The organism is Burkholderia sp. HI2714 (genome assembly GCF_002223085.1).
GTDB classification, from domain to species: Bacteria; Pseudomonadota; Gammaproteobacteria; order Burkholderiales; family Burkholderiaceae; genus Burkholderia; species Burkholderia lata_D.
The window spans coordinates 457,253-476,567 of sequence record NZ_NKFM01000053.1 but is presented as its reverse complement, the minus strand read 5'-3'; the positions used below and the strand labels follow the sequence as shown (position 1 = coordinate 476,567).

Here is a 19,315-nt window from a genome sequence, read left to right as displayed (position 1 = left end):
GTGGCCGGTCACGTACGGAGCGTTTGCGGCGACGATTGGGTGCGCTGCAGCGACGACGGCTGCGAAGCAGGGCGGTAGTTCGGGTTGGCCTTCCAGCGCGCGCGGACGAACGGACGCTCGTGGCCCGACAGTTGCAGCGCCACCTTGGTGACCCAGCGGTGCGACGGCACCGTGATGCCGTGCAGCGCCACGGTGACGAGCGCGAGGCTCGCAACGACCGCGGGCACCGACCAGCGGTGCGGCACCGCGCGCCACGAACCGGCGATGAACGCGATCGCGGCAATCGCACCGACGATGCAGCCGGTGATCGATTCGGACGGCGAATGCGCGTCGAGCGCGACGCGCGACACGCCGACCGCGACGCCGGCCGCGAGCCCGAGCGCGATGCCGGCGATTCGCACCGGCGCGCGGGTGCGGATCAGCGCGAGGAAAATCGCGACCGGATAGACCGACGTCGACAGCATCGCATGGCCGCTGAACCCCGTGAAATCCCACTTGCGGATGCCGATCCCCCACCCGAGGAACGCGATCTTCGTGAGCGCGACCACGCCGATCGCGGCCGCGAGCACGCCGAGCCACGCGGCCGCGCGCTGCCACGAGTAGCCGAGCGCGAGCCAGACGGCGATCGTGATCGCGAGCGGCAAGGTCAGGCCGGCGCCGCCGAACGCGGTGATCATGATCCACAGGTGAGACGACAGGTCGAACATCGGGAAGGGGACGAACGAAGGCGGGGAGGATGCTTAAATCAACGCGCGAGCCGGAAAGAACGACTACAACGGATACAAGCGGCGAAACTTCAGTATAGCGCCGCGTGCGCATGAGCCCCGTTTTTTGCGCGGCCGGGAACTATCCGCATGCAGGAAAAATCCGAGAAACAATGTTATGGTGCATTGCACAAAGACGAACGATGCATCCGCTGTGGTGCCCCTATTTTTCCTGACTGCGAGCCCGATCGATGACCAAAAGTCTGACCAAGGTGTGGCTGGGCGGCATGAAACGCATGCTGTCTCCGGCCGCCAAGCGCTCGGCGCGCGAAGCGCAGCGCATCACACGTGATGCCCTCGAGGCCGCGGCCTCCACCGCCGTATCCGATCTGTCCCCGCCGCGCGAATCGCGCGTGCGACCACGCGCGGCCGCATGGGCGGCCGGCGAGTGGACGCGCGGCGAACATCCGATGGCCCCCGCGCTCGGGCGCCTCGTCCAGCATCTTGCCTACGGCCTCTACGTGCCGCCGGGCCGCCGGCGTGGCGCGATGCCGCTCGTGGTGATGCTGCACGGCTGCCAGCAGTCCGTCGACGAGTTCGTGCAAGGCACGCGGATGAACCTGCTGGCCGACAAGCACGGCTTTGCGGTGCTGTATCCGGAGCAGTCGCTGCGCGCGCACGCGCACGGCTGCTGGCACTGGTATGAAGACACCGACCGCGCGGGCCGCGGCGAGGTGAACGCGGTGGCGTCGCTCGTCGACGCGCTTGTCGACGAACACGGTTTCGACGCGTCGCGTGTCTATGTCGCGGGGTTGTCGGCCGGCGCGGGTCTCGCGTCGCTTCTCGCACTGCACCATCCGGACCGTTTCGCGGCGGTGGCGCTGCATTCGGGCCCTGCGCTCGGCGAGGCGACCTCGGGCATTACCGCGATGGATGTGATGCGGCGCGGCGTGCGCCAGAACCCGGCTGCGGCCGTCGACGCGCTGGTCGATGCCGCCGCCTATCCGGGCATGCCGGCGCTGGTTGTCCAGGGCGACGGTGACCACGTGGTCGCGCCGAAGAATGCCGACCAGCTGACCGTGCAGTTCATGCGCCTGAATGGGCTTGCCGACAGCCGCGGCGCGTTGCGCGGCGGCGAACGGGTCGAGACGCGCGACGCGGGCGCGCAGATCACCGATGTCTGCCGCGACGGCGAGCCGGTCGTGCGGCTCTGTCATGTGAAAGGGCTCGACCACGCGTGGGCCGGCGGCGACGAAGCCGTGCCGTTCCACGCGGCGGTCGGCCCCGATGCGAGCGCGATGATCTGGGCCTTTTTCGAAACCCAGCGCCGCACTGTGGCGACCTAACGACGCACCTTCTGATCGACGCTGGCCAAAGACTAGGGTTTTCCCTATAATTCGGGAAAACCCTAGTCAAAGAACCTTTGGATTGCGAGATCAACCATGTACCTGCTGAGCCACCTCTTCCTGATGCTGACCAAGAACGCTGAAAAGGCCTCGAAAGAGCGCGCCGACGCGTACCTGGCCGAAGCGACCGACATCTATGATCTCGAATTCCGCATGCGCAAGATCGACCGCGAAGCGGCGATGAACCGCCCGTACACGTTCGGTTCGCGCTAAGAAGCGCAGGGCGGGCAGCCAGGCCCGCCGCCCCGGCGAGTCACGCAGCAGAAAAGGGCGCGTGCGGCACCATGCCGCACGCGCCCTTTTTGCATTCCAGGCCTTGTGTCGCGTCAGACGACCGTCAGGCGCACCGGCACGTTGTTACGCGTCGCGTTCGAATACGGGCACACGTGGTGCGCCTTTTCGACCAGCGCTTGCGCGTCGGCCTTGTCGAACCCCGGCAGCGATACGCGCAGTTCGACGTCGAGCCCGAAGCCGCCTGCGTCGTTCGGGCCGATGCCGACTTCCGCCGTGACCTGCGTGTCGGCCGGCAGTGCCTTCTTGTCCTGGCCGGCGACGAATTTCATCGCGCTCAGGAAACAGGCCGAGTAACCTGCGGCAAACAGCTGCTCCGGATTCGTGCCTTCCGCGCCCGTGCCGCCGAGTTCGCGCGGCGCGGCCAGCTTCACTTCCAGCTTGTTGTCAGCGGATACCGCGCGGCCGTCGCGGCCACCCGTGCTCGTGGCGCTGGTCTTGTACAGAATGTTCATCGTGCAGCTCCTGTCTGGAAAAGGGAGGAAAAGCGGCCCGGTCGAACGGGGTGTCGCCGGCCACCCACAAACAATAGAACACAAATCATTTGTGTGCAAATGAATTTTTGAAGAAGAGGCCCGGCAGTACCGGGCCGGTTCATCGAAGCCCGCCTGTCAGCGTTCGTTGGCAGCCGAGAGTGCGTCGCGCAACTGCTGAAGATCGGCGCGCAGCCTGACCAGGAAGTCGGGGGATTGCTGCATCGCGCAGAAGAGATCGGCGGGCACCGAGCGCGCGCGCTCCTTCAACGCACGGCCTTCCGGCGTCACCAGTACGTTCACGATGCGTTCGTCGGCCGCGTTGCGCACGCGCTCGACGTAGCCGAGCGCCTCCAGCCGCTTCAGCAGGGGCGTGACCGTGGCCGGGTCGAGGTCGAGCCGCGCGGCGATGTCCTTGACGGCGATGTCGTCGCGTTCCCACAGCACGAGCATCGCGAGATATTGGGGATAGGTCAGCGACAGCTTGTCGAGCAGCGGCTTGTACGCCTTCGTCATTGCGTGCGAAGTCGAGTAGAGCGCGAAGCAGAGTTGCTCGTCGAGTGTCTGGGGCAGCGGAGGCAGGCGGTCCATGATTCGGGCGGCGCGGCGAACGCGCTAACAATTTGTACGCAAATTATTTTGCGCGCAAAAGATCGGGATGAACAGGGGCGATCGGCGGCGAGTGGTGGCTGACGGAGGCGGGGGAAGGGAGGAGCGCCGGGAGGCCACCCGGCGCGGAGAACGGCGGGCCGGCGACGCGCGCCGGCCGCAGAGACTTCAGCGGCCCGACGTGGTGGTCGTCGCGCCCGGTTCCTGTACGCCGAAGCAGCCGCGATAGGTCGCGTAGAACGAGCAGTACAGCATCGTGACGATGATGATCGTCACCGGCATCATGATCGTCAGCGCATAGGCGCCGGCGCCGAGCGCCTGCAGCAGCAGCGACAGCGCGAGCGACGTGCCGAGCGCGACCGCGAACCACAGCACGCCGTACACGACGAACGCACCGCGATTGCGCCAGCAGCTCACGACGCTGAAGAACAGCGCCTTGGCGGGCGGGACGTCATGCCACGCGACCAGCACCGGCGCGAACCAGAACAGCATCGCGACCGGCAGGTAGAGCAGCGTCGCGAAGAACAGCGCGCCGAGCGTGCCTTGCGCGGCGAGCGCTTCCGGCGTCGTGCTTGCTTCGTCCGCCGCGCCCATCATCACGTGGAACAGCGCGCCGCCGTCCACGAACGACGAAGCGGCGAACACGACCACCATCGACGCGACGTAGATCACGCCGAGCACGAGCAGCCGCTGGGTTGCGACGGTGCCGTACGAGCGGAAGCCGTCGACGAGGATCGTCGGCATCACGGGCTTGCCGGCCACCGTGTCGCGGCACGCGGCCATGAAGCCGACCGCGACGCCGGGAATGAATACCAGCGGCAGCGCGGAGCCGATCACGGGCACCATCGATATCAGCGTGATCGCCAGCAGGTACGTGAAGAACAGCGTGATGAACGCGAGCGGGTTCCGGCGGAACAGCCAGACGCCTTGACGGAACCAGACATAGCCCGTTTTGGCGGGCACTTCGATCAGTTGCATGCGGTTTGGATCTCGGGAAGCGCGGGCGTATGCGCGATGCGCTCGCGCAGGATGCGTTCGAAATGGCCGGGGTCGTGCGGCTTGAGCATCTCGGCCGCGCGCGGCAGGTAGAAGTCGTACAGGCGCGACACCCAGAAGCGGTACGCGCCCGCGCGCAGCATGTCGCTCCAGTGGCGGCGCTCCTCGGCCGTGAACGGCCGGACCGTCTGGTACGCGCGCAGCAGCGCGTCGGCGCGCGCGACGTCGAGCACGCCGGTCGCGAGGTCGACGCACCAGTCGTTGACCGTGACCGCGACGTCGAACAGCCACTTGTCGCAGCCCGCGAAATAGAAGTCGAAGAAGCCGCCGAGCCGCACGGCGTGGCCGGTGCCGGGCGCTGCGTGAGCGAACAGCACGTTGTCGCGGAACAGGTCGCAATGGCATGGCCCGGCCGGCAGCGCCGCGTAGTCGTCCGACGCGAAGAAGCTGGCCTGGTGCGCGAGTTCGCCTTCCAGCAGCGCGCGCTGCTCATCCGTGATGAACGGCACGATCGCGGGCACGTTCTCCTGCCACCACGGCAGGCTGCGCAGGTTCGGCTGGTTGCGCGGATAGTCGCGGCCGGCGAGGTGCAGGCGCGCGAGCATTTGCCCGACCTCGATGCAGTGTTCGACGCCCGGCGCCAGTTCGGCCGAGCCTTCGAGCTTCGTGACGATCGCGGCCGGCTTGCCGTGCAGCTCGCCGAACAGCGCGCCGTCGTCACGCGGGATCGGATCCGGCACCGGCACGCCGTGGCCGGCCAGATGGCGCATCAGGTCGAGATAGAACGGCAGTTGCTGCGCCGTGAGCTTTTCGAAGATCGTGAGGACGTACTCGCCGCGCGTCGTCGTCAGGAAGAAATTGCTGTTTTCGATACCGGACGGAATGCCGCGGAACGCAAGCACGTCGCCCAGTTCGTAGTGGCGCATCCATTGCGCGAGATCGGAGTCGGAAACAGCAGTGAAAACGGCCATGCGAGATGCGTCAGGTCAGGGTGTCGGCACGCGGGCGGCGTGCGTCGCGACATCAGGTGAAGGGAGGCGGCGCGCGGCGTTCGATGCCGCGCGCCCAGGAATCAGTAGCGCAGGTTCAGCGACGGCAGGCGCGTGATCGGGATGCCCGCGTCGTGCGGCTTCGGCGACGTGTCGGGCGTCGAGCTCATCTGGTAGCGCGTGCCGAAGTTCGACTTCACGTCGATCTCGACCGGCTTGCCTCGATCGCGGTACTCGGTGACTTCGGTGCCGTTCTTGCTCTTTTCGTGAAAGCTCGGCGTGCGGCGGATATCGGCGAAGTCGACTTTCGACGTGACTTCGGCGCCCGGCCGGTTGATCTTGCGGAGATCGGGCAGGCCGGCGGCCTCGTTGGCCTCGGCCCGAGCCTGCGCGTCGGCGTCGGGCGTGCCGCCGGCGGCGTAAGCGACGCTGGCGGCGGCAAACGCGGCGGCAGCGGCGACGAGAATGAGCGGCTTCATGATGAGTCTCCAGTGAACCCACCGATTTTAGCAAATACTGCGCCCCATCCGGCCCTCGCGTGCGTAGGGGCAGCCATAAAGGCGACCGGGTTCCGTGGTAATGTCGTCGGATCAGACGAGGTGATGAAAATGAAGAACGATTTGAGCCGCCGGCACCGAGTGCTGACGCCCGAGAGCCCGCCGGTCGAGGCTTTCGACGATCCGATCGCCGCCGTCGCGCGGCTGTCCGCCATTTACGACACGAACACGGGCTTCCTGCGCGACGCATTCGCGCGCTATCGCCGCCACGAATCGATTACCGAGCACGTGCGCGCGTGCTACCCGTTCGTACGGATTCGCACCGACGTCAACACGCATGTCGATTCGCGCCGCTCGTACGGTTTCGTCGCGGGCCCCGGCGTATTCGAGACGACGGTCACGCGCCCCGATCTCTTCGCAAACTACTATCGCGAGCAGCTGCGCCTGCTGGCGAAGAACCACCATGTGAAGATCGAGATCGGCGTGTCGTCGCAGCCGATTCCGATCCATTTCGCGTTTCCGGAAGGCATCCATCTCGAGGGCGAGCTCGACCGCGACCGCCTGCTCGCGATGCGCGACATCTTCGACACGCCCGACCTGTCGTATCTCGACGATCGCATCGTCAACGGCACGTTCGAGCCGGCGCCGGGCGAGCCGCATCCGCTCGCGCTGTTCACGGCCGCGCGCGTCGACTTCTCGCTGCACCGGCTGCGCCACTACACGGCGACGTCGCCCACGCATTTCCAGAACTACGTGCTCTACACGAACTACCAGTTCTACATCGACGAGTTCGTGAAGCTGGGCCGCACGGTGATGACGGAGAGCGACGATCCCGAGGTGCGTGCCTACCGGAGCCAGTACAGCTCGTTCGTCGAGCCGGGCGATGTCGTCACCTACAACGCGAACCTCGGCAGCGAGCTGGCCGAGGGCGCCGCGCCGCCGCGCCTGCCGCAGATGCCCGCGTATCACCTGAAGCGCGCGGACGGCAGCGGGATCACGATGGTCAACATCGGCGTCGGCCCGTCGAACGCGAAGACGATCACCGATCACATCGCGGTGCTGCGTCCCCACGCGTGGGTGATGCTCGGTCACTGCGCGGGGTTGCGCAACACGCAGCGTCTCGGCGATTACGTGCTCGCACACGGCTACGTGCGCGAGGATCACGTGCTCGATGCCGACCTGCCGCTGTGGGTGCCGATTCCGGCGCTGGCCGAAGTGCAGCTCGCGCTCGAGCGCGGGGTGGCCGACGTCACGCAACTTGATGGTGTCGAGCTGAAGCGCGTGATGCGTACGGGCACGGTCGCGAGCGTCGACAACCGCAACTGGGAGCTGCGCGACCATCGCGAACCCGTGCAGCGCCTGTCGCAGAGCCGCGCGATCGCGCTCGACATGGAAAGCGCGACGATCGCTGCGAACGGCTTCCGCTTCCGCGTGCCGTACGGCACGCTGCTGTGTGTGTCGGACAAGCCGCTGCACGGCGAGCTGAAACTGCCGGGCATGGCCGACACGTTCTATCGCGGGCAGGTCGACCAGCATCTGCAGATCGGCGTGAGGGCGATGGAGATCCTGCGCACGAACGGGCTCGACAAGCTGCATAGCCGGAAGTTGCGGAGCTTTGCGGAAGTGGCGTTTCAGTAACGAGCGATCGCTGTGTGACGGTCCCCGGCGGAGTCGGGGAGCGTCCGCGTCCAACTTGCCCGCATCAATGCGGCGGGTCGGGTCGTCAGCACAACGGTCGACGGGGCGACGCCCCTGTGCGCGTGGCGCAAATATCTCGGGCTGACGCAGGTCGAAGTCGCGACGCGACTCGGCATCAGTCAGTCCGCGTACGATCGACAGGAAAGCAGCGAGAAGCTGCGTAAGTCGACGCGCGACAAGATTGCCGCCACGCTCGGTATCATGGACGCGCAGTTTGACGTCCGACGAGCAGCCGGTCAGCAGCAAAAAACCGCCAGACACTTGGGTGCCGGCGGTTTTTTTGTTCATCGCGGATGTCCGGGAAGGCGCGAGGAAGTCCGTTGGCGATCGGCCAGATGCGCTCGCTTGCCCCCTTCGCCAGAGTCGTCACTGGAAGGGCAGGTTCGTTTCACACGCGGCCATTGAGGGGGCGTCGACCGACAACCAGGGGCCGGGTAGCGAAGCTCCGTTGTCGACTTCATCGTCAGCAGCGGTTGCTGCCGCATCAAAGCAGCCCGGTGCGCCGTCAAAAATGGGCAGCACGATTGACGGCGCCATCGGGTCTGTTAGCCCTGAAGCAGCATACCGAGGGGCTTGAGCGGGCCGACCGGCAGGAACTCGAAGTCGAGAAAGCCCTCGGCCGCGAGGGGCATCGCGCCCACAATCGCCTTGGCTTCATCGACCGATTCGGCGCTCATCAGGAAGACCACCCCCGGGTTTCCGTCGATAAAGTAAAACTGCTCGATCTTGCCTTCGAGGTAGAGCTTGAGCGTGTGGGGGACTTCCTTCGGCATGATTTGCTGCCGAACTTCGTCCGTGATCGGTTTCACGCCCTTTCCGATTGCGAAAACTTTCATCTGTCGTCTCCTTGTTGAATCGACGAGGCTGAGTCTAGTCCCCGCCCTCGAAAGAAGGTACAGTCGTAAATGCCAACTTTTAGGTCGTTTACGCCATGCGAATTACGCTGATCGCGCTCGATGGAGTGTTCGACACCGGGTACACGGCGATGCTCGATGCGCTTAGGCTCGCGAACGGTTTCGCGGCCCGGGAGGGCCGGCAACGACCGTTTGAAATCAGCGTCGTGGGCGTACGCAAGAAGGTGCGGACCCATGGCGGGCTGGTGATCCCCGTGCAGCCCATCACGTCGGTGTTGATGCCGGACTGGGTGATCCTTCCCGCCCTGGCGACCTCGACACCGGAGCTTCTGATTCCGGCGCTCGAGCGGCCTGACGTAAAGCAGGCCGTTGGGGAGCTCAGGAGGTGGCATGAGCAGGGCGCGAAGATCGCCACGTCGTGTATCGGGACGTTCGTGTTCGCCGAAACAGGTCTTCTCGATGATCGCGAGGCGACGACGACCTGGTGGCTTGCGCCGCTGTTCCGGCAACGCTTCCCCAAGGTGCGGCTCGAAGAGTCGCGAATGCTGGTGCCGACCGATATCGGCGTCACAGCCGGCGCGGCGATGGGGCATCTGGACCTTGCGCTTTGGCTGATTCGCAAAGCGAGTCCGGAGTTGGCCGTTATGGTCTCGCGATATCTGCTCGCCGACCTGCGTTCATCGCAGGCGCAATACATCATCCCCAACCATTTGGCGCAGGCCGATCCTCTCGTCCTGCGTTTCGAGCGCTGGGCAAGGGATCATCTCAAGGACGGATTCTCCCTGCAGGACGCCGCTTCCGCGGTAGGGACCAGTACGCGCTCATTGCAGCGGCGATGCCAAGCCATACTCGGAAAATCCCCGCTGTCGTATTTCCAGGACCTGCGCGTGGAGCACGCCCAATCGCTTCTCCATGGCGGCATGGACCTGGAAGCCGTGGCCGCTCAGGTGGGCTACGTCGACGGGGCGACGTTGGGTGCGCTCCTGCGTCAGAGGACAGGGCGCGGTGTGCGTGACCTTCGCGCCGATCTGCGCTGACGGTTCGTCAAAAGATCCGCGCGCGCAGTCGGCCTGCGAGTTGCGAAGCCTGTCGGGCAGGAAAAGGCCGGGGAGCACCGCGCCGAGCAAGCCCGGCAAAGCGCGACGCCGAATCCATCCTTCTTGAGATTCGCTCCGCGTTCCCCGGTAAATCCGCGATGAATCTTGTGCAGCCGGGTCTGCAACGACAAAGGCCGCACACGAACGGAAGTTTGCGTGCGACCTTCTTCTTTTCGCGTCAGTGTGCGGGCCGATGAATGCCGCGCTCGGTCGCTCAGCACTCACCCTTCTTCGCGTGTCCCGGCGGGCAGTGATAGCCGCGATCGCCGTGGCCGTGATGACGCTCGTGATCTTCCCACTCGCGGCGTTCCCAGTAGCGACGGCCGTCCCAGTAGCGGTCGCCATGCCAGCCGACGATCACGGCGGGCGCCGGGGCGACCACGACGGGCGCGGGCGCGACGACGACCGGTGCGGGCGTGCCGATGTTGACGTCGACGTTGACGGCGTGGGCGAGGCCGGACAGCGAAAGGCCAAGGCCGGCGAAGGCAAGGGCGATCAGCGAGCGTTGCATGTTCTTTTCCGTGATGTCGTTGTAAGAGGCCGGCGCGACGCGATGGAAGCGAGGGGGACCGTTCCACCGGGGGAAACGCCGCACCGACACATGCAGTGTGCTGGCGCGCGACGGAAAACGCGAGGCGGGGTTGTTACGGAGGATTAGCGGCCGGCAGGTGCCGGATGCGGGCGTCAGGCCGTGTCATTTGACAATGGCGGCCAACGTGCGCGGATGATGGCGCGCGCCGCACGGCACCTGCTGCGCGGAATTGACATTCGGTGGCGCGCGGCCACGAAGCCCGATTAATGGCGCGTTACAAAGTGACACGCGGCAGGTGGCGGAATCGCCACGTCTGCCGCGCGGGAGGGGCGCGCCGGCCGTCGGGCCGGCGATCGTCACGGATGGATTACAGGTAGAACATCCGGTCTTCTTCGGGGCGCGGCGGATGGCCTTCATCGTCCGAACCTTCTTCCTCGCCGCTGTCCTCGTAGAACGCGAGCACCGCGTCGAGCACCTGGTCGGGATCATCGATCACCTGCATCAGGTCCATGTCTTCCGGATTGATGAGGCCCATCGGGATCAACTGATCGCGGAACCACTGCAGCAGCCCCTTCCAGAACTCGCTGCCGACGAGGATGATCGGCACGAGGCGCGACTTCTTCGTCTGGATCAGCGTGAGCACTTCCGACAGTTCGTCGAGCGTGCCGAAGCCACCCGGCATCACGATCACCGCATCCGAATTCTTCACGAACGTGACCTTGCGCGTGAAGAAGTGGCGGAAGCGCAGCGAGATGTCCTGATAGTGGTTGCCGGCCTGTTCGTGCGGCAGCTCGATGTTCAGGCCGACCGACGGCGCCTTGCCGGCGTGCGCGCCCTTGTTCGCCGCTTCCATGATGCCGGGGCCGCCGCCGGAGATCACGGCGAAGCCGGCGTCGGACAGCTTGCGCGCGATCTGCGCGGCGAGCTTGTAGTGCGGCGTATCGGGTTTGAGGCGGGCAGAACCATAGATGCTGACAGCCGGGCGGATCTCCGACAGGTACTCGGTCGCCTCGATAAACTCTGCCATAATCGTGAACATCTGCCACGATGCGCGCGCCTTCTTGGCCGTCGCGCGTTCTTGATCTGCGAGCGAACGCAGACTCGGAATCACTTTTCTCTTGTTCATAATGCCTGAAGAACGAAATCTGGAAGGTAAGACCCTGCTATTGGTTGACGGTTCGAGCTATCTGTATCGGGCTTACCATGCGATGCCTGATTTGCGTGGCCCTGGCGGGGAGCCGACCGGAGCGCTCTACGGAATCATCAACATGCTGCGCCGTATGCGCAAGGAAGTCAGTGCAGAGTATAGCGCTTGCGTGTTCGATGCAAAGGGCAAGACGTTCCGTGACGACCTTTATGCCGACTATAAGGCAAACCGTCCGTCGATGCCGCCCGACCTCGCATTGCAGGTCGAACCGATCCACGGCGCGGTGCGCGCGCTCGGCTGGCCGCTGCTGATGGTCGAAGGCGTCGAGGCCGACGACGTGATCGGCACGCTCGCGCGCGAAGCCGAGCGGCACGGGATGAACGTGATCGTGTCGACCGGCGACAAGGATCTCGCGCAGCTCGTCACCGACCACGTCACGCTCGTCAACACGATGACCAACGAGACGCTCGACCGCGACGGCGTGATCGCGAAGTTCGGCGTGCCGCCGGAGCGCATCATCGACTACCTCGCACTGATCGGCGACACCGTCGACAACGTGCCGGGCGTCGAGAAGTGCGGGCCGAAGACGGCCGTGAAATGGCTGGCGCAGTACGACAGCCTCGACGGCGTGATCGAACACGCGGGCGAGATCAAGGGCGTGGTCGGCGACAACCTGCGCCGCGCGCTCGACTTCCTGCCGCTCGGCCGCCAGCTCGTGACCGTCGACACGGCTTGCGATCTCGCACCGCATCTCGAATCGATCGAGGCGTCGTTGAAGACCGACGGCGAAGCGCGCGACTTGCTGCGCGACATCTTCGCGCGCTACGGCTTCAAGACGTGGCTGCGCGAAGTCGAGAGCGCACAGGCCGAAGGCAACGGCGCCGATGCGCCGGAAGGCGAGCCGGCCCCGGTGATCCCGGCCGACGTCGTGCGCGAATACGACACGATTCAGACCTGGGAACAGTTCGATGCGTGGTTCGCGAAGATCGACGCGGCCGCACTGACCGCGTTCGACACCGAGACGACCGCGCTCGACCCGATGCTCGCGCGGCTCGTCGGCCTGTCGTTCTCGGTCGAGCCGGGCAAGGCGGCGTACCTGCCGGTTGCGCATCGCGGCCCCGACATGCCCGAACAGCTTCCGCTCGATGAGGTGCTCGCACGCCTGAAGCCGTGGCTCGAATCGGCCGATCGCAAGAAGGTCGGCCAGCACCTGAAGTACGACGCGCAGGTGCTCGCGAACTACGACATCGCGCTGAACGGCATCGAGCACGACACGCTGCTCGAATCGTACGTGGTCGAATCGCATCGCACGCACGACATGGACAGCCTTGCGCTGCGTCATCTGGGTGTCAAGACGATCAAGTACGAAGACGTGGCCGGCAAGGGCGCGAAGCAGATCGGCTTCGACGAAGTCGCGCTCACGCAGGCCGCCGAATACGCCGCCGAAGATGCGGACATCACGCTGCAACTGCATCACGCACTGTATCCGCAGGTCGCGCGCGAACCGGGCCTCTTGCACGTGTACCGCGAGATCGAGATGCCCGTGTCGCTCGTGCTGCGCAAGATGGAGCGCACGGGTGTGCTGATCGACGACGCCCGCCTGCAGGCGCAGAGCACCGAAATCGCGACGCGCCTGATCGAGCTCGAAGGGCAGGCATACGAACTGGCGGGCGGCGAATTCAATCTCGGCTCGCCGAAGCAGATCGGGCAGATCTTCTTCGAAAAGCTGCAGTTGCCCGTCGTGAAAAAGACGCCGAGCGGCGCACCGTCGACCGACGAAGAAGTGCTGCAGAAGCTGGCCGAAGATTACCCGTTGCCGAAGCTGCTGCTCGAGCATCGCGGGCTGTCGAAGCTGAAGTCGACCTATACCGACAAGCTGCCGCGCATGGTGAACCCGTCAACGGGCCGCGTGCACACGAACTACGCGCAGGCCGTCGCGGTCACGGGCCGCCTGGCATCGAACGATCCGAATCTTCAGAACATTCCGGTGCGCACGGCCGAGGGGCGGCGGATCCGCGAGGCGTTCATCGCCTCGCCGGGCCACCGGATCGTGTCGGCCGATTATTCGCAGATCGAACTGCGGATCATGGCGCACATCTCGGGCGACGCGTCGCTGCTGCGCGCGTTCTCGCAGGGCGAGGACATCCACCGCGCGACGGCCGCCGAGGTGTTCGGCGTGACGCCGCTGGAGGTCAATTCCGACCAGCGCCGGATTGCGAAGGTGATCAACTTCGGGCTCATCTACGGGATGAGCGCGTTCGGGCTCGCGTCGAACCTCGGCATCACGCGCGATGCGGCGAAGCTCTATATCGACCGTTATTTCGCCCGCTATCCGGGTGTCGCGCAGTACATGGAAGACACGCGTTCGGTTGCGAAGGAGAAGGGCTACGTCGAAACCGTTTTCGGTCGCCGCCTGTGGCTGCCCGAGATCAACGGCGGCAACGGCCCGCGCCGCCAGGCGGCCGAGCGCGCGGCAATCAATGCGCCGATGCAGGGCACGGCGGCCGACCTGATCAAGCTGTCGATGATCGCGGTGGACGACTGGCTCACGCGCGACAAGCTTGCGTCGCGGATGATCATGCAGGTGCACGATGAACTGGTGCTCGAGGTACCCGACGGCGAACTGTCGCTGGTGCGCGAGAAACTGCCGGAAATGATGTGCGGCGTGGCGAAGCTGAAGGTGCCGCTGGTCGCCGAAGTAGGCGCCGGCGCGAACTGGGAAGAGGCACACTGACGCACCGCTGCACGGTTCCCGATTCCTGCGGCATATTGTTGCAGGGATGCTGAATATCGAGATGGTTTGCTTGTGGTCAATGCGCAAGCTCCCGGACAATGCATGTCATTGACTCGGGGGCATGCGCACCCCGCGTTCCGGGTTGGGCGCATTGAAGTGCTTCGAACTGCACATCGATGATGTCCGAACCGGTTAATCCATCGGGTCGCGCGAATGCATCGCGTTCGCGTTGTCCGGCGGCAGCAGTTTCGAATCGCAAAGGGGGAACAGATGCATCGGATCATCATCGTAGGCGGAGGCGCGGGCGGCCTGGAACTGGCGACGCGGCTCGGCGACCGTTACGGCGCGCGCGGCAATCGCTCTGCGCGTGCGCTTGTCACGCTCGTCGACCGCAATCCGACCCACATCTGGAAACCGCTGCTGCACGAGGTCGCGGCCGGCAGCATGGACCCGTTCACGCAGGAGCTCGAATATGCGGCGCAGGCGCGCTGGCATGGCTTCGAGTTCCAGCAGGGCGGGTTGACCGGGCTCGACCGTGCGGCGAAGCGCATCACGCTGTCACCCATCAACGACAGCGACGGCGAGGAGTTGTTGCCGGCGCGCGAGCTGGAATATGACACGCTTGTGATCGCGATCGGCAGCACGACTCACTTCTTCGGCGTGCAGGGAGCGGCGGAAAACGCGATCGCGCTCGATACCGTTGGCGAGGCCGAGCGCTTCCGCAAGCGGCTGATCGCCGCGTGCATGCGCGCCGAACATCAGGCGCCGGTGCCGACCGCACCGGGTGAGGCGGCCGAGCCGCGCATCCAGGTCGCGATCGTCGGTGGCGGCGCGACCGGCGTCGAGCTGTCCGCCGAGCTGCGCAACACCGCGCAGGTGTTGTCGGCCTACGGGCTGCACAAGCTCGACCCGCGGCACGACGTCGGCATCGTGCTGATCGAATCGGGGCCGCGGATTCTCCCGGCATTGCCGGAGCGCGTGTCGTCGGCGACGGCCGAACTGCTCGAAAAGATCGGCGTGCGGCTGATGCTCGCCGAGCGCGTGACCGAGGTGGCGCCCGGGGCCGTCCATACGGCGAGCGGCAAGACGGTGCGGGCCGACCTGACGGTCTGGGCCGCGGGCATCAAGGCGCCGTCCGTGCTCGCCAATCTCGATGGCCTCCAGGTCAACAAGCTCGGCCAGCTCGACGTGCGCCGCACGCTGCAGACCTTTACCGACGACAACGTGTTCGCGCTCGGCGATTGTGCGGCATGCGCATGGCCCGGCAACGAGCGCAACGTGCCGCCGCGCGCGCAGGCTGCGCACCAGCAGGCGAACTTCCTGCTGAAGGCAATCGGCTGCCGGCTCGATGGGCGCCCGCTGCCCGAATTCACCTATCGCGACCTGGGCTCGCTCGTGTCGCTCGGCCATTTCAGCGCGGTCGGCAACCTGATGGGCGGGCTGATCGGCGGCAACATGTTGATCGAAGGGCTGTTCGCGCGCTTCATGTACATGTCGTTGTACCGGATGCACATCGCCGCGCTGCACGGCTATCCGCGCATGATGCTCGATACGGTCGCGCACTGGCTGCGGCGCACGACGCTGCCGCGCGTCAAGCTGCACTGAGCGCGCGTTCGCGCATGAGGCGGGCGGGGAGTGCGCATGTCGTGCGTCGTCTCCGCCCGTTGTTCTTTGTGGGCAGCCGGGCTGCCGTGCCCGCGTGTGACGGGCAACATCGACCGCGTGGTTTTCGTTTCAATCGGCAAGCATCCGATCGTGCAACGGCGATCGGCATGCGGCTTGTTGCATCGCGATCCGACGGGCCGCCCGCGGTGTTTGGCGCGACGATCGACGTGCCGGATCAACACGCCGTAATCGAGTCTTACATATCCGACAGTTGACGCGACAACGGATTATTGGGCATCTTGTCCGGGTTTCCGTTCGCGGCGGGGTGCCAACCGCCGCGACATCCGCGCCGGGCGCCGGCGCGACGCCCCGTCATGCCGTGTCCGTGATCGTGACGGCGGCCCCCAATCGAGGAGTGCATTCATGTTGAAACCCGAAGTCGACAGCCTGGTTCCCCACGTTCCGTTCTCGCGCCGCAAGTTCATGCAGGCCGCGCTGGGCGGGGCTTTCGCGGCGGCCGTGCTGCCCGTGTCGGCGCAGACGGTCACGACCGACAGCGAAGGGCTGGACGTCGACACCGTCGAGATCCGCTCGGGCGACGCGAGCGTGCCCGCGTATCGCGCGCAGCCGAAGGACAAGACGAACCTGCCGGTCGTCATCGTGATCCACGAGATCTTCGGCGTGCACGCGCACATCGCCGATGTCTGCCGCCGCTTCGCGAAGCTCGGTTATCTTGCGATCGCCCCCGACCTGTTCGCGCGGCAGGGCAATGCGGAGAAATATCCGACGATCAAGGATCTGGTCGACCACATCGTCAGCAAGGTGCCGGACCGGCAGGTGACCGAGGATCTCGATGCGACCGTCGCGTGGGCCGGCAAGAACGGCGGCGACCTGTCGCGTCTCGGCGTGGTCGGGTTCTGTTGGGGCGGCCGCCAGAGCTGGCTGTATGCGGAGCACAATCCGCACGTGCGTGCGGCCGTTGCATGGTACGGGTTCGTCGAAGGCAAGACCGACGAGATGACGCCGTTCAACCCGGTCGATCATGCATCGTTGCTGAAGGTGCCCGTGCTCGGGCTGTATGGCGAGAAGGACGCGAACATCACGCAGGCGTCGCTCGCCGACATGCGCAAGGCAATCCAGACGAGCGACTCGAAGCTCGCACGCGAATCGGAGATCGTCGTGTACCCGGATGCCGGTCACGCGTTCTTTGCCGATTACCGGCCGAGCTATGTGAAGGCGGATGCGGAGGAGAGCTGGAAGCGTGCGATCGCGTGGCTCCGCAAGTACGGCGTGATGTAAACGGCAAGCGGCGGCACATGCCGCCGCTTCGTTGTTGCTGCGCCGCGCCGGCGCTTACGGCGTCGGGCCGGTTGCGATCGGCCGCGACGGGTCCGCGCTCCATTCGCTCCACGAGCCCGGATACAGCGACGCGCCGTGCAGGCCCGCAACCTCCAGTGCAAGCGCGTTGTGGCATGCGGTGACGCCGGAGCCGCATTGCAGGATCACGCGGTTCGGTTCGGTGCCCGCCAGCACGGCGGAAAACGCCTCGCGCAGTTCATGGCCGGTCTTGAAGCGGCCGTCGGCGGTCAGGTTGTCCTTGAAGAAGCGGTTGCGCGCGCCGGGGATGTGGCCGCCCACACGATCGATCGTTTCGTTTTCGCCGCGGTAGCGATCGGGTGCGCGCGCATCGATCACGACACGCGTGGGTGCGTTCACGTTGGCGAGCACGGCTGCCGCGTCGACTGTCGATTCGAGCGGCGCGGCCGCGTGGAAATCGCCGGCGGCCGGGTGCGGTACGTCGGCCGTCAGCGGCTGGCCGGCTGCTTCCCAGGCCTGCAGGCCGCCGTCGAGCACGGCAACCGAATCATGCCCGAGCCAGCGCAGCAGCCACCACAGGCGCGCCGCATAGGCGCCGCCTTGCGCGTCGTACGCGACGACCTGCTGGCCTTGCTTGAGGCCGCGGCTCGCGAGCAGCGTGGCGAGTGCGTCGCGGGTCGGCAGCGGATGGCGGCCGTTGGTGCCCGTCTTGCGGCCCGACAGGTCGCGGTCGAGATGGAGGTATTGGGCGCCGGGGATATGGCCGGCCGCATACGCGGCTTCGCCGGCAGCGGGGTCGACGAGATCGAAGCGGCAGTCGAACAGCGCGACGCTGCCGGGCGCCGCCGCCAGGCGCTCGGCGAGATTGGCGGCGGAGATGAGCGTGGTGTAGTGAGTGTGTGGCATGACGGCTCCCTGGAGTGCGAATGGCCTGACATTCCAAGTCTAAACAAAAAAAGACGGGCCGAAGCCCGTCTTTTCGTCTGCCGGATACCGCGCAGCGTCAAAGCGCCGCACCGGTTGTCAAATGTCGCCGAGGTGGCGGCGCAGGAACTCGTGGAAGTGCTGCATGCCGTCTTCCATCGGGCTCTGGTACGGGCCGACCTGCGACTCGCCGCGTGCCATCAGCGCACGGCGGCCGGCGTCCATCCGCATCGCGATCTCGTCGTCCTCGACGGCCGTTTCCATATAGGCGGCGCGTTCCGCCTCGACGAATTCGCGTTCGAATAGCGCGATTTCCTCGGGGTAATAGAACTCGACGATGTTGGTCGTCTTTTGCGGGCCTTGCGGAATCAGCCACGACACGACGAGCACGTGCGGATACCACTCGATCATCAGGCCCGGGTAGTAGACCATCCAGATCGCGCCGAACTCCGGCGGCACGCCGTTGCGGAACTTCAGCACCTGCTCGTGCCATTTCTGGTAAGTCGCGCTGCCCGGTTTCGCGAGGGCGTTGTGCACGCCGACCGTCTGCACGCTGTACCAGTCGCCGAACTCCCACTTGAGGTCGTCGCACGACACGAAGCTGCCGAGGCCCGGGTGGAACGGGACGACGTGGTAATCCTCGAGGTAGACCTCGATGAACGTCTTCCAGTTGTAATCGCACTCGTGCACTTCGACGTGATCGAAGAGGTACTCGGAGAAGTCGAAGTGATGCTTCGTGCCGAGGTTGGCGAGGTCGCGCGCGACATTCCGGCCCTCGGCCTCGAACAGCAGCCCCTGCCAGTTCTGCAGCGGGCTCTTGCCGAGGTTCAGGCACGGCTTGTCGGGGAAGTGCGGCGCGCCGAGCAACTGGCCTTCCAGATCGTACGTCCAGCGGTGCAGCGGGCACACGATGTTCTGCGTGTGGCCGCGCCCGTTGAGCATGATCGCCTGCCGGTGGCGGCACACGTTCGACAGCAGTTCGACCTGGTTCGCCTGATTGCGGACCAGCACGCGGCCTTCCTTCTCGGACGGCAGCGCAAAATAATCCCCCGCCTCGGGCACCATCAACTCGTGCCCGACGTAACGAGGACCTTTCTTGAAGAGGGTTTCGATCTCGCGCTCGAGTAGCGCCTCATCGAAGTATGCAGTGACTGGAAGCTGGCTGTGAGCCGACTTCAACTGAAGCGCGTCGCTCAGATTGGACATTCCCACTCCCGGTGTTAGCGTGAAAGCAGTGAACAACCCAACCATCGAAAAATCGATTTAGGGAAACGGGGAATTATACCCGGTTCGCCTCGCAAGGCTAGGATTAAGTGCCTGATTTGTGTCAATTTTTTGTCGGGCGGCAATCCGAAGGCGCACAATGTGTGTCGAAGATGGGGCCGGAATATGTGCCCGGATGTACCCGGGAGCCCAAGTCGGCAGGTCGGAAAATTCTCTTT

18 protein-coding genes are annotated in these 19,315 nt (G+C 65.5%); 7 read left to right on the top strand and 11 right to left on the bottom strand.

Annotated elements, in window-relative coordinates; translation table 11 throughout:
* Positions 1-8: 8 nt before the first annotated feature.
* Positions 9-707, bottom strand: coding sequence for a phosphatase PAP2 family protein (locus tag CFB82_RS28885; RefSeq protein WP_089447339.1), 699 nt, complete (start codon positions 705-707; stop codon positions 9-11).
* Positions 708-955: 248 nt separating this feature from the next.
* On the opposite strand from CFB82_RS28885, the gene CFB82_RS28880 reads away from it, so the two are divergent.
* Both CFB82_RS28880 and CFB82_RS28875 read left to right on the top strand, forming a co-directional pair.
* A complete protein-coding gene (locus CFB82_RS28880) occupies positions 956-2,050 on the top strand; it encodes an extracellular catalytic domain type 1 short-chain-length polyhydroxyalkanoate depolymerase (RefSeq protein ID WP_089486239.1) in 1,095 nt (364 codons plus the stop codon).
* A gap of 96 nt (positions 2,051-2,146) precedes the next feature.
* Complete coding sequence (locus CFB82_RS28875) at positions 2,147-2,323, top strand: DUF3563 family protein (protein WP_069251078.1); 177 nt, start codon at positions 2,147-2,149, stop codon at positions 2,321-2,323.
* Between the two features lie 113 nt (positions 2,324-2,436).
* Here CFB82_RS28875 and CFB82_RS28870 read toward each other — a convergent pair whose 3' ends face one another.
* From CFB82_RS28870 to CFB82_RS28850, 5 genes are all read right to left on the bottom strand, one after another.
* A complete protein-coding gene (locus tag CFB82_RS28870) occupies positions 2,437-2,856 on the bottom strand; it encodes an organic hydroperoxide resistance protein (RefSeq protein ID WP_011355825.1) in 420 nt (139 codons plus the stop codon).
* 156 nt (positions 2,857-3,012) lie between these two features.
* Positions 3,013-3,465, bottom strand: a complete 453-nt coding sequence (locus CFB82_RS28865; protein WP_089447341.1) for a MarR family winged helix-turn-helix transcriptional regulator — start codon at positions 3,463-3,465, stop codon at positions 3,013-3,015.
* A gap of 186 nt (positions 3,466-3,651) precedes the next feature.
* Positions 3,652-4,461 carry a BPSS1780 family membrane protein gene (locus CFB82_RS28860; protein ID WP_089486238.1) on the bottom strand — a complete coding sequence of 270 codons (810 nt, stop codon included), beginning with the start codon at positions 4,459-4,461 and terminating at the stop codon, positions 3,652-3,654.
* Positions 4,452-5,450: a homoserine kinase gene (locus CFB82_RS28855; RefSeq protein ID WP_089486237.1), complete on the bottom strand. Its 999-nt coding sequence runs from the start codon at positions 5,448-5,450 to the stop codon at positions 4,452-4,454. Before CFB82_RS28855 ends, CFB82_RS28860 begins: the two co-directional genes overlap by 10 nt.
* A 101-nt stretch (positions 5,451-5,551) precedes the next feature.
* Entirely contained in the window at positions 5,552-5,947 is a 396-nt protein-coding gene (locus CFB82_RS28850; protein ID WP_039358086.1) for a hypothetical protein, read from the bottom strand.
* Positions 5,948-6,076: 129 nt separating this feature from the next.
* Here CFB82_RS28850 and CFB82_RS28845 point away from each other — a divergent pair, with 129 nt between their 5' ends.
* Positions 6,077-7,603 (top strand): AMP nucleosidase, encoded by a 1,527-nt coding sequence (locus CFB82_RS28845; protein ID WP_089486236.1) that lies wholly within the window; start codon positions 6,077-6,079, stop codon positions 7,601-7,603.
* A gap of 605 nt (positions 7,604-8,208) precedes the next feature.
* Here the strand turns inward: CFB82_RS28845 and CFB82_RS28835 are convergent.
* Positions 8,209-8,499, bottom strand: coding sequence for a hypothetical protein (locus tag CFB82_RS28835; protein ID WP_089447344.1), 291 nt, complete (start codon positions 8,497-8,499; stop codon positions 8,209-8,211).
* A 95-nt stretch (positions 8,500-8,594) separates the two neighbouring features.
* Between CFB82_RS28835 and CFB82_RS28830 the strand changes: the two genes are divergently transcribed.
* Positions 8,595-9,554, top strand: a complete 960-nt coding sequence (locus CFB82_RS28830; RefSeq protein ID WP_089447345.1) for a GlxA family transcriptional regulator — start codon at positions 8,595-8,597, stop codon at positions 9,552-9,554.
* A 274-nt stretch (positions 9,555-9,828) separates the two neighbouring features.
* On the opposite strand, the gene CFB82_RS28825 is transcribed toward CFB82_RS28830, so the two are convergent.
* Positions 9,829-10,125, bottom strand: coding sequence for a hypothetical protein (locus CFB82_RS28825; protein WP_089447346.1), 297 nt, complete (start codon positions 10,123-10,125; stop codon positions 9,829-9,831).
* Between the two features lie 388 nt (positions 10,126-10,513).
* Entirely contained in the window at positions 10,514-11,272 is a 759-nt protein-coding gene (locus CFB82_RS28820; protein ID WP_039358092.1) for a TIGR00730 family Rossman fold protein, read from the bottom strand.
* 1 nt (position 11,273) lies between these two features.
* Between CFB82_RS28820 and polA the strand changes: the two genes are divergently transcribed.
* The 3 genes from polA to CFB82_RS28805 all read left to right on the top strand — a co-directional run bounded on the left by polA (position 11,274) and on the right by CFB82_RS28805 (position 16,931).
* Entirely contained in the window at positions 11,274-14,027 is a 2,754-nt protein-coding gene (gene polA, locus CFB82_RS28815) for a DNA polymerase I (RefSeq protein WP_089486235.1), read from the top strand.
* A 270-nt stretch (positions 14,028-14,297) separates the two neighbouring features.
* Positions 14,298-15,632, top strand: a complete 1,335-nt coding sequence (locus CFB82_RS28810; protein ID WP_089447348.1) for an NAD(P)/FAD-dependent oxidoreductase — start codon at positions 14,298-14,300, stop codon at positions 15,630-15,632.
* Between the two features lie 423 nt (positions 15,633-16,055).
* On the top strand, positions 16,056-16,931 hold the full coding sequence (locus CFB82_RS28805; RefSeq protein WP_089447349.1) for a dienelactone hydrolase family protein: 876 nt from the start codon (positions 16,056-16,058) through the stop codon (positions 16,929-16,931).
* 54 nt (positions 16,932-16,985) lie between these two features.
* On the opposite strand, the gene CFB82_RS28800 is transcribed toward CFB82_RS28805, so the two are convergent.
* Both CFB82_RS28800 and CFB82_RS28795 read right to left on the bottom strand, forming a co-directional pair.
* Positions 16,986-17,855, bottom strand: a complete 870-nt coding sequence (locus CFB82_RS28800; RefSeq protein WP_089486234.1) for a sulfurtransferase — start codon at positions 17,853-17,855, stop codon at positions 16,986-16,988.
* A 117-nt stretch (positions 17,856-17,972) separates the two neighbouring features.
* On the bottom strand, positions 17,973-19,079 hold the full coding sequence (locus CFB82_RS28795; protein WP_089486233.1) for an aromatic ring-hydroxylating oxygenase subunit alpha: 1,107 nt from the start codon (positions 19,077-19,079) through the stop codon (positions 17,973-17,975).
* Positions 19,080-19,315 lie beyond the last annotated feature (236 nt).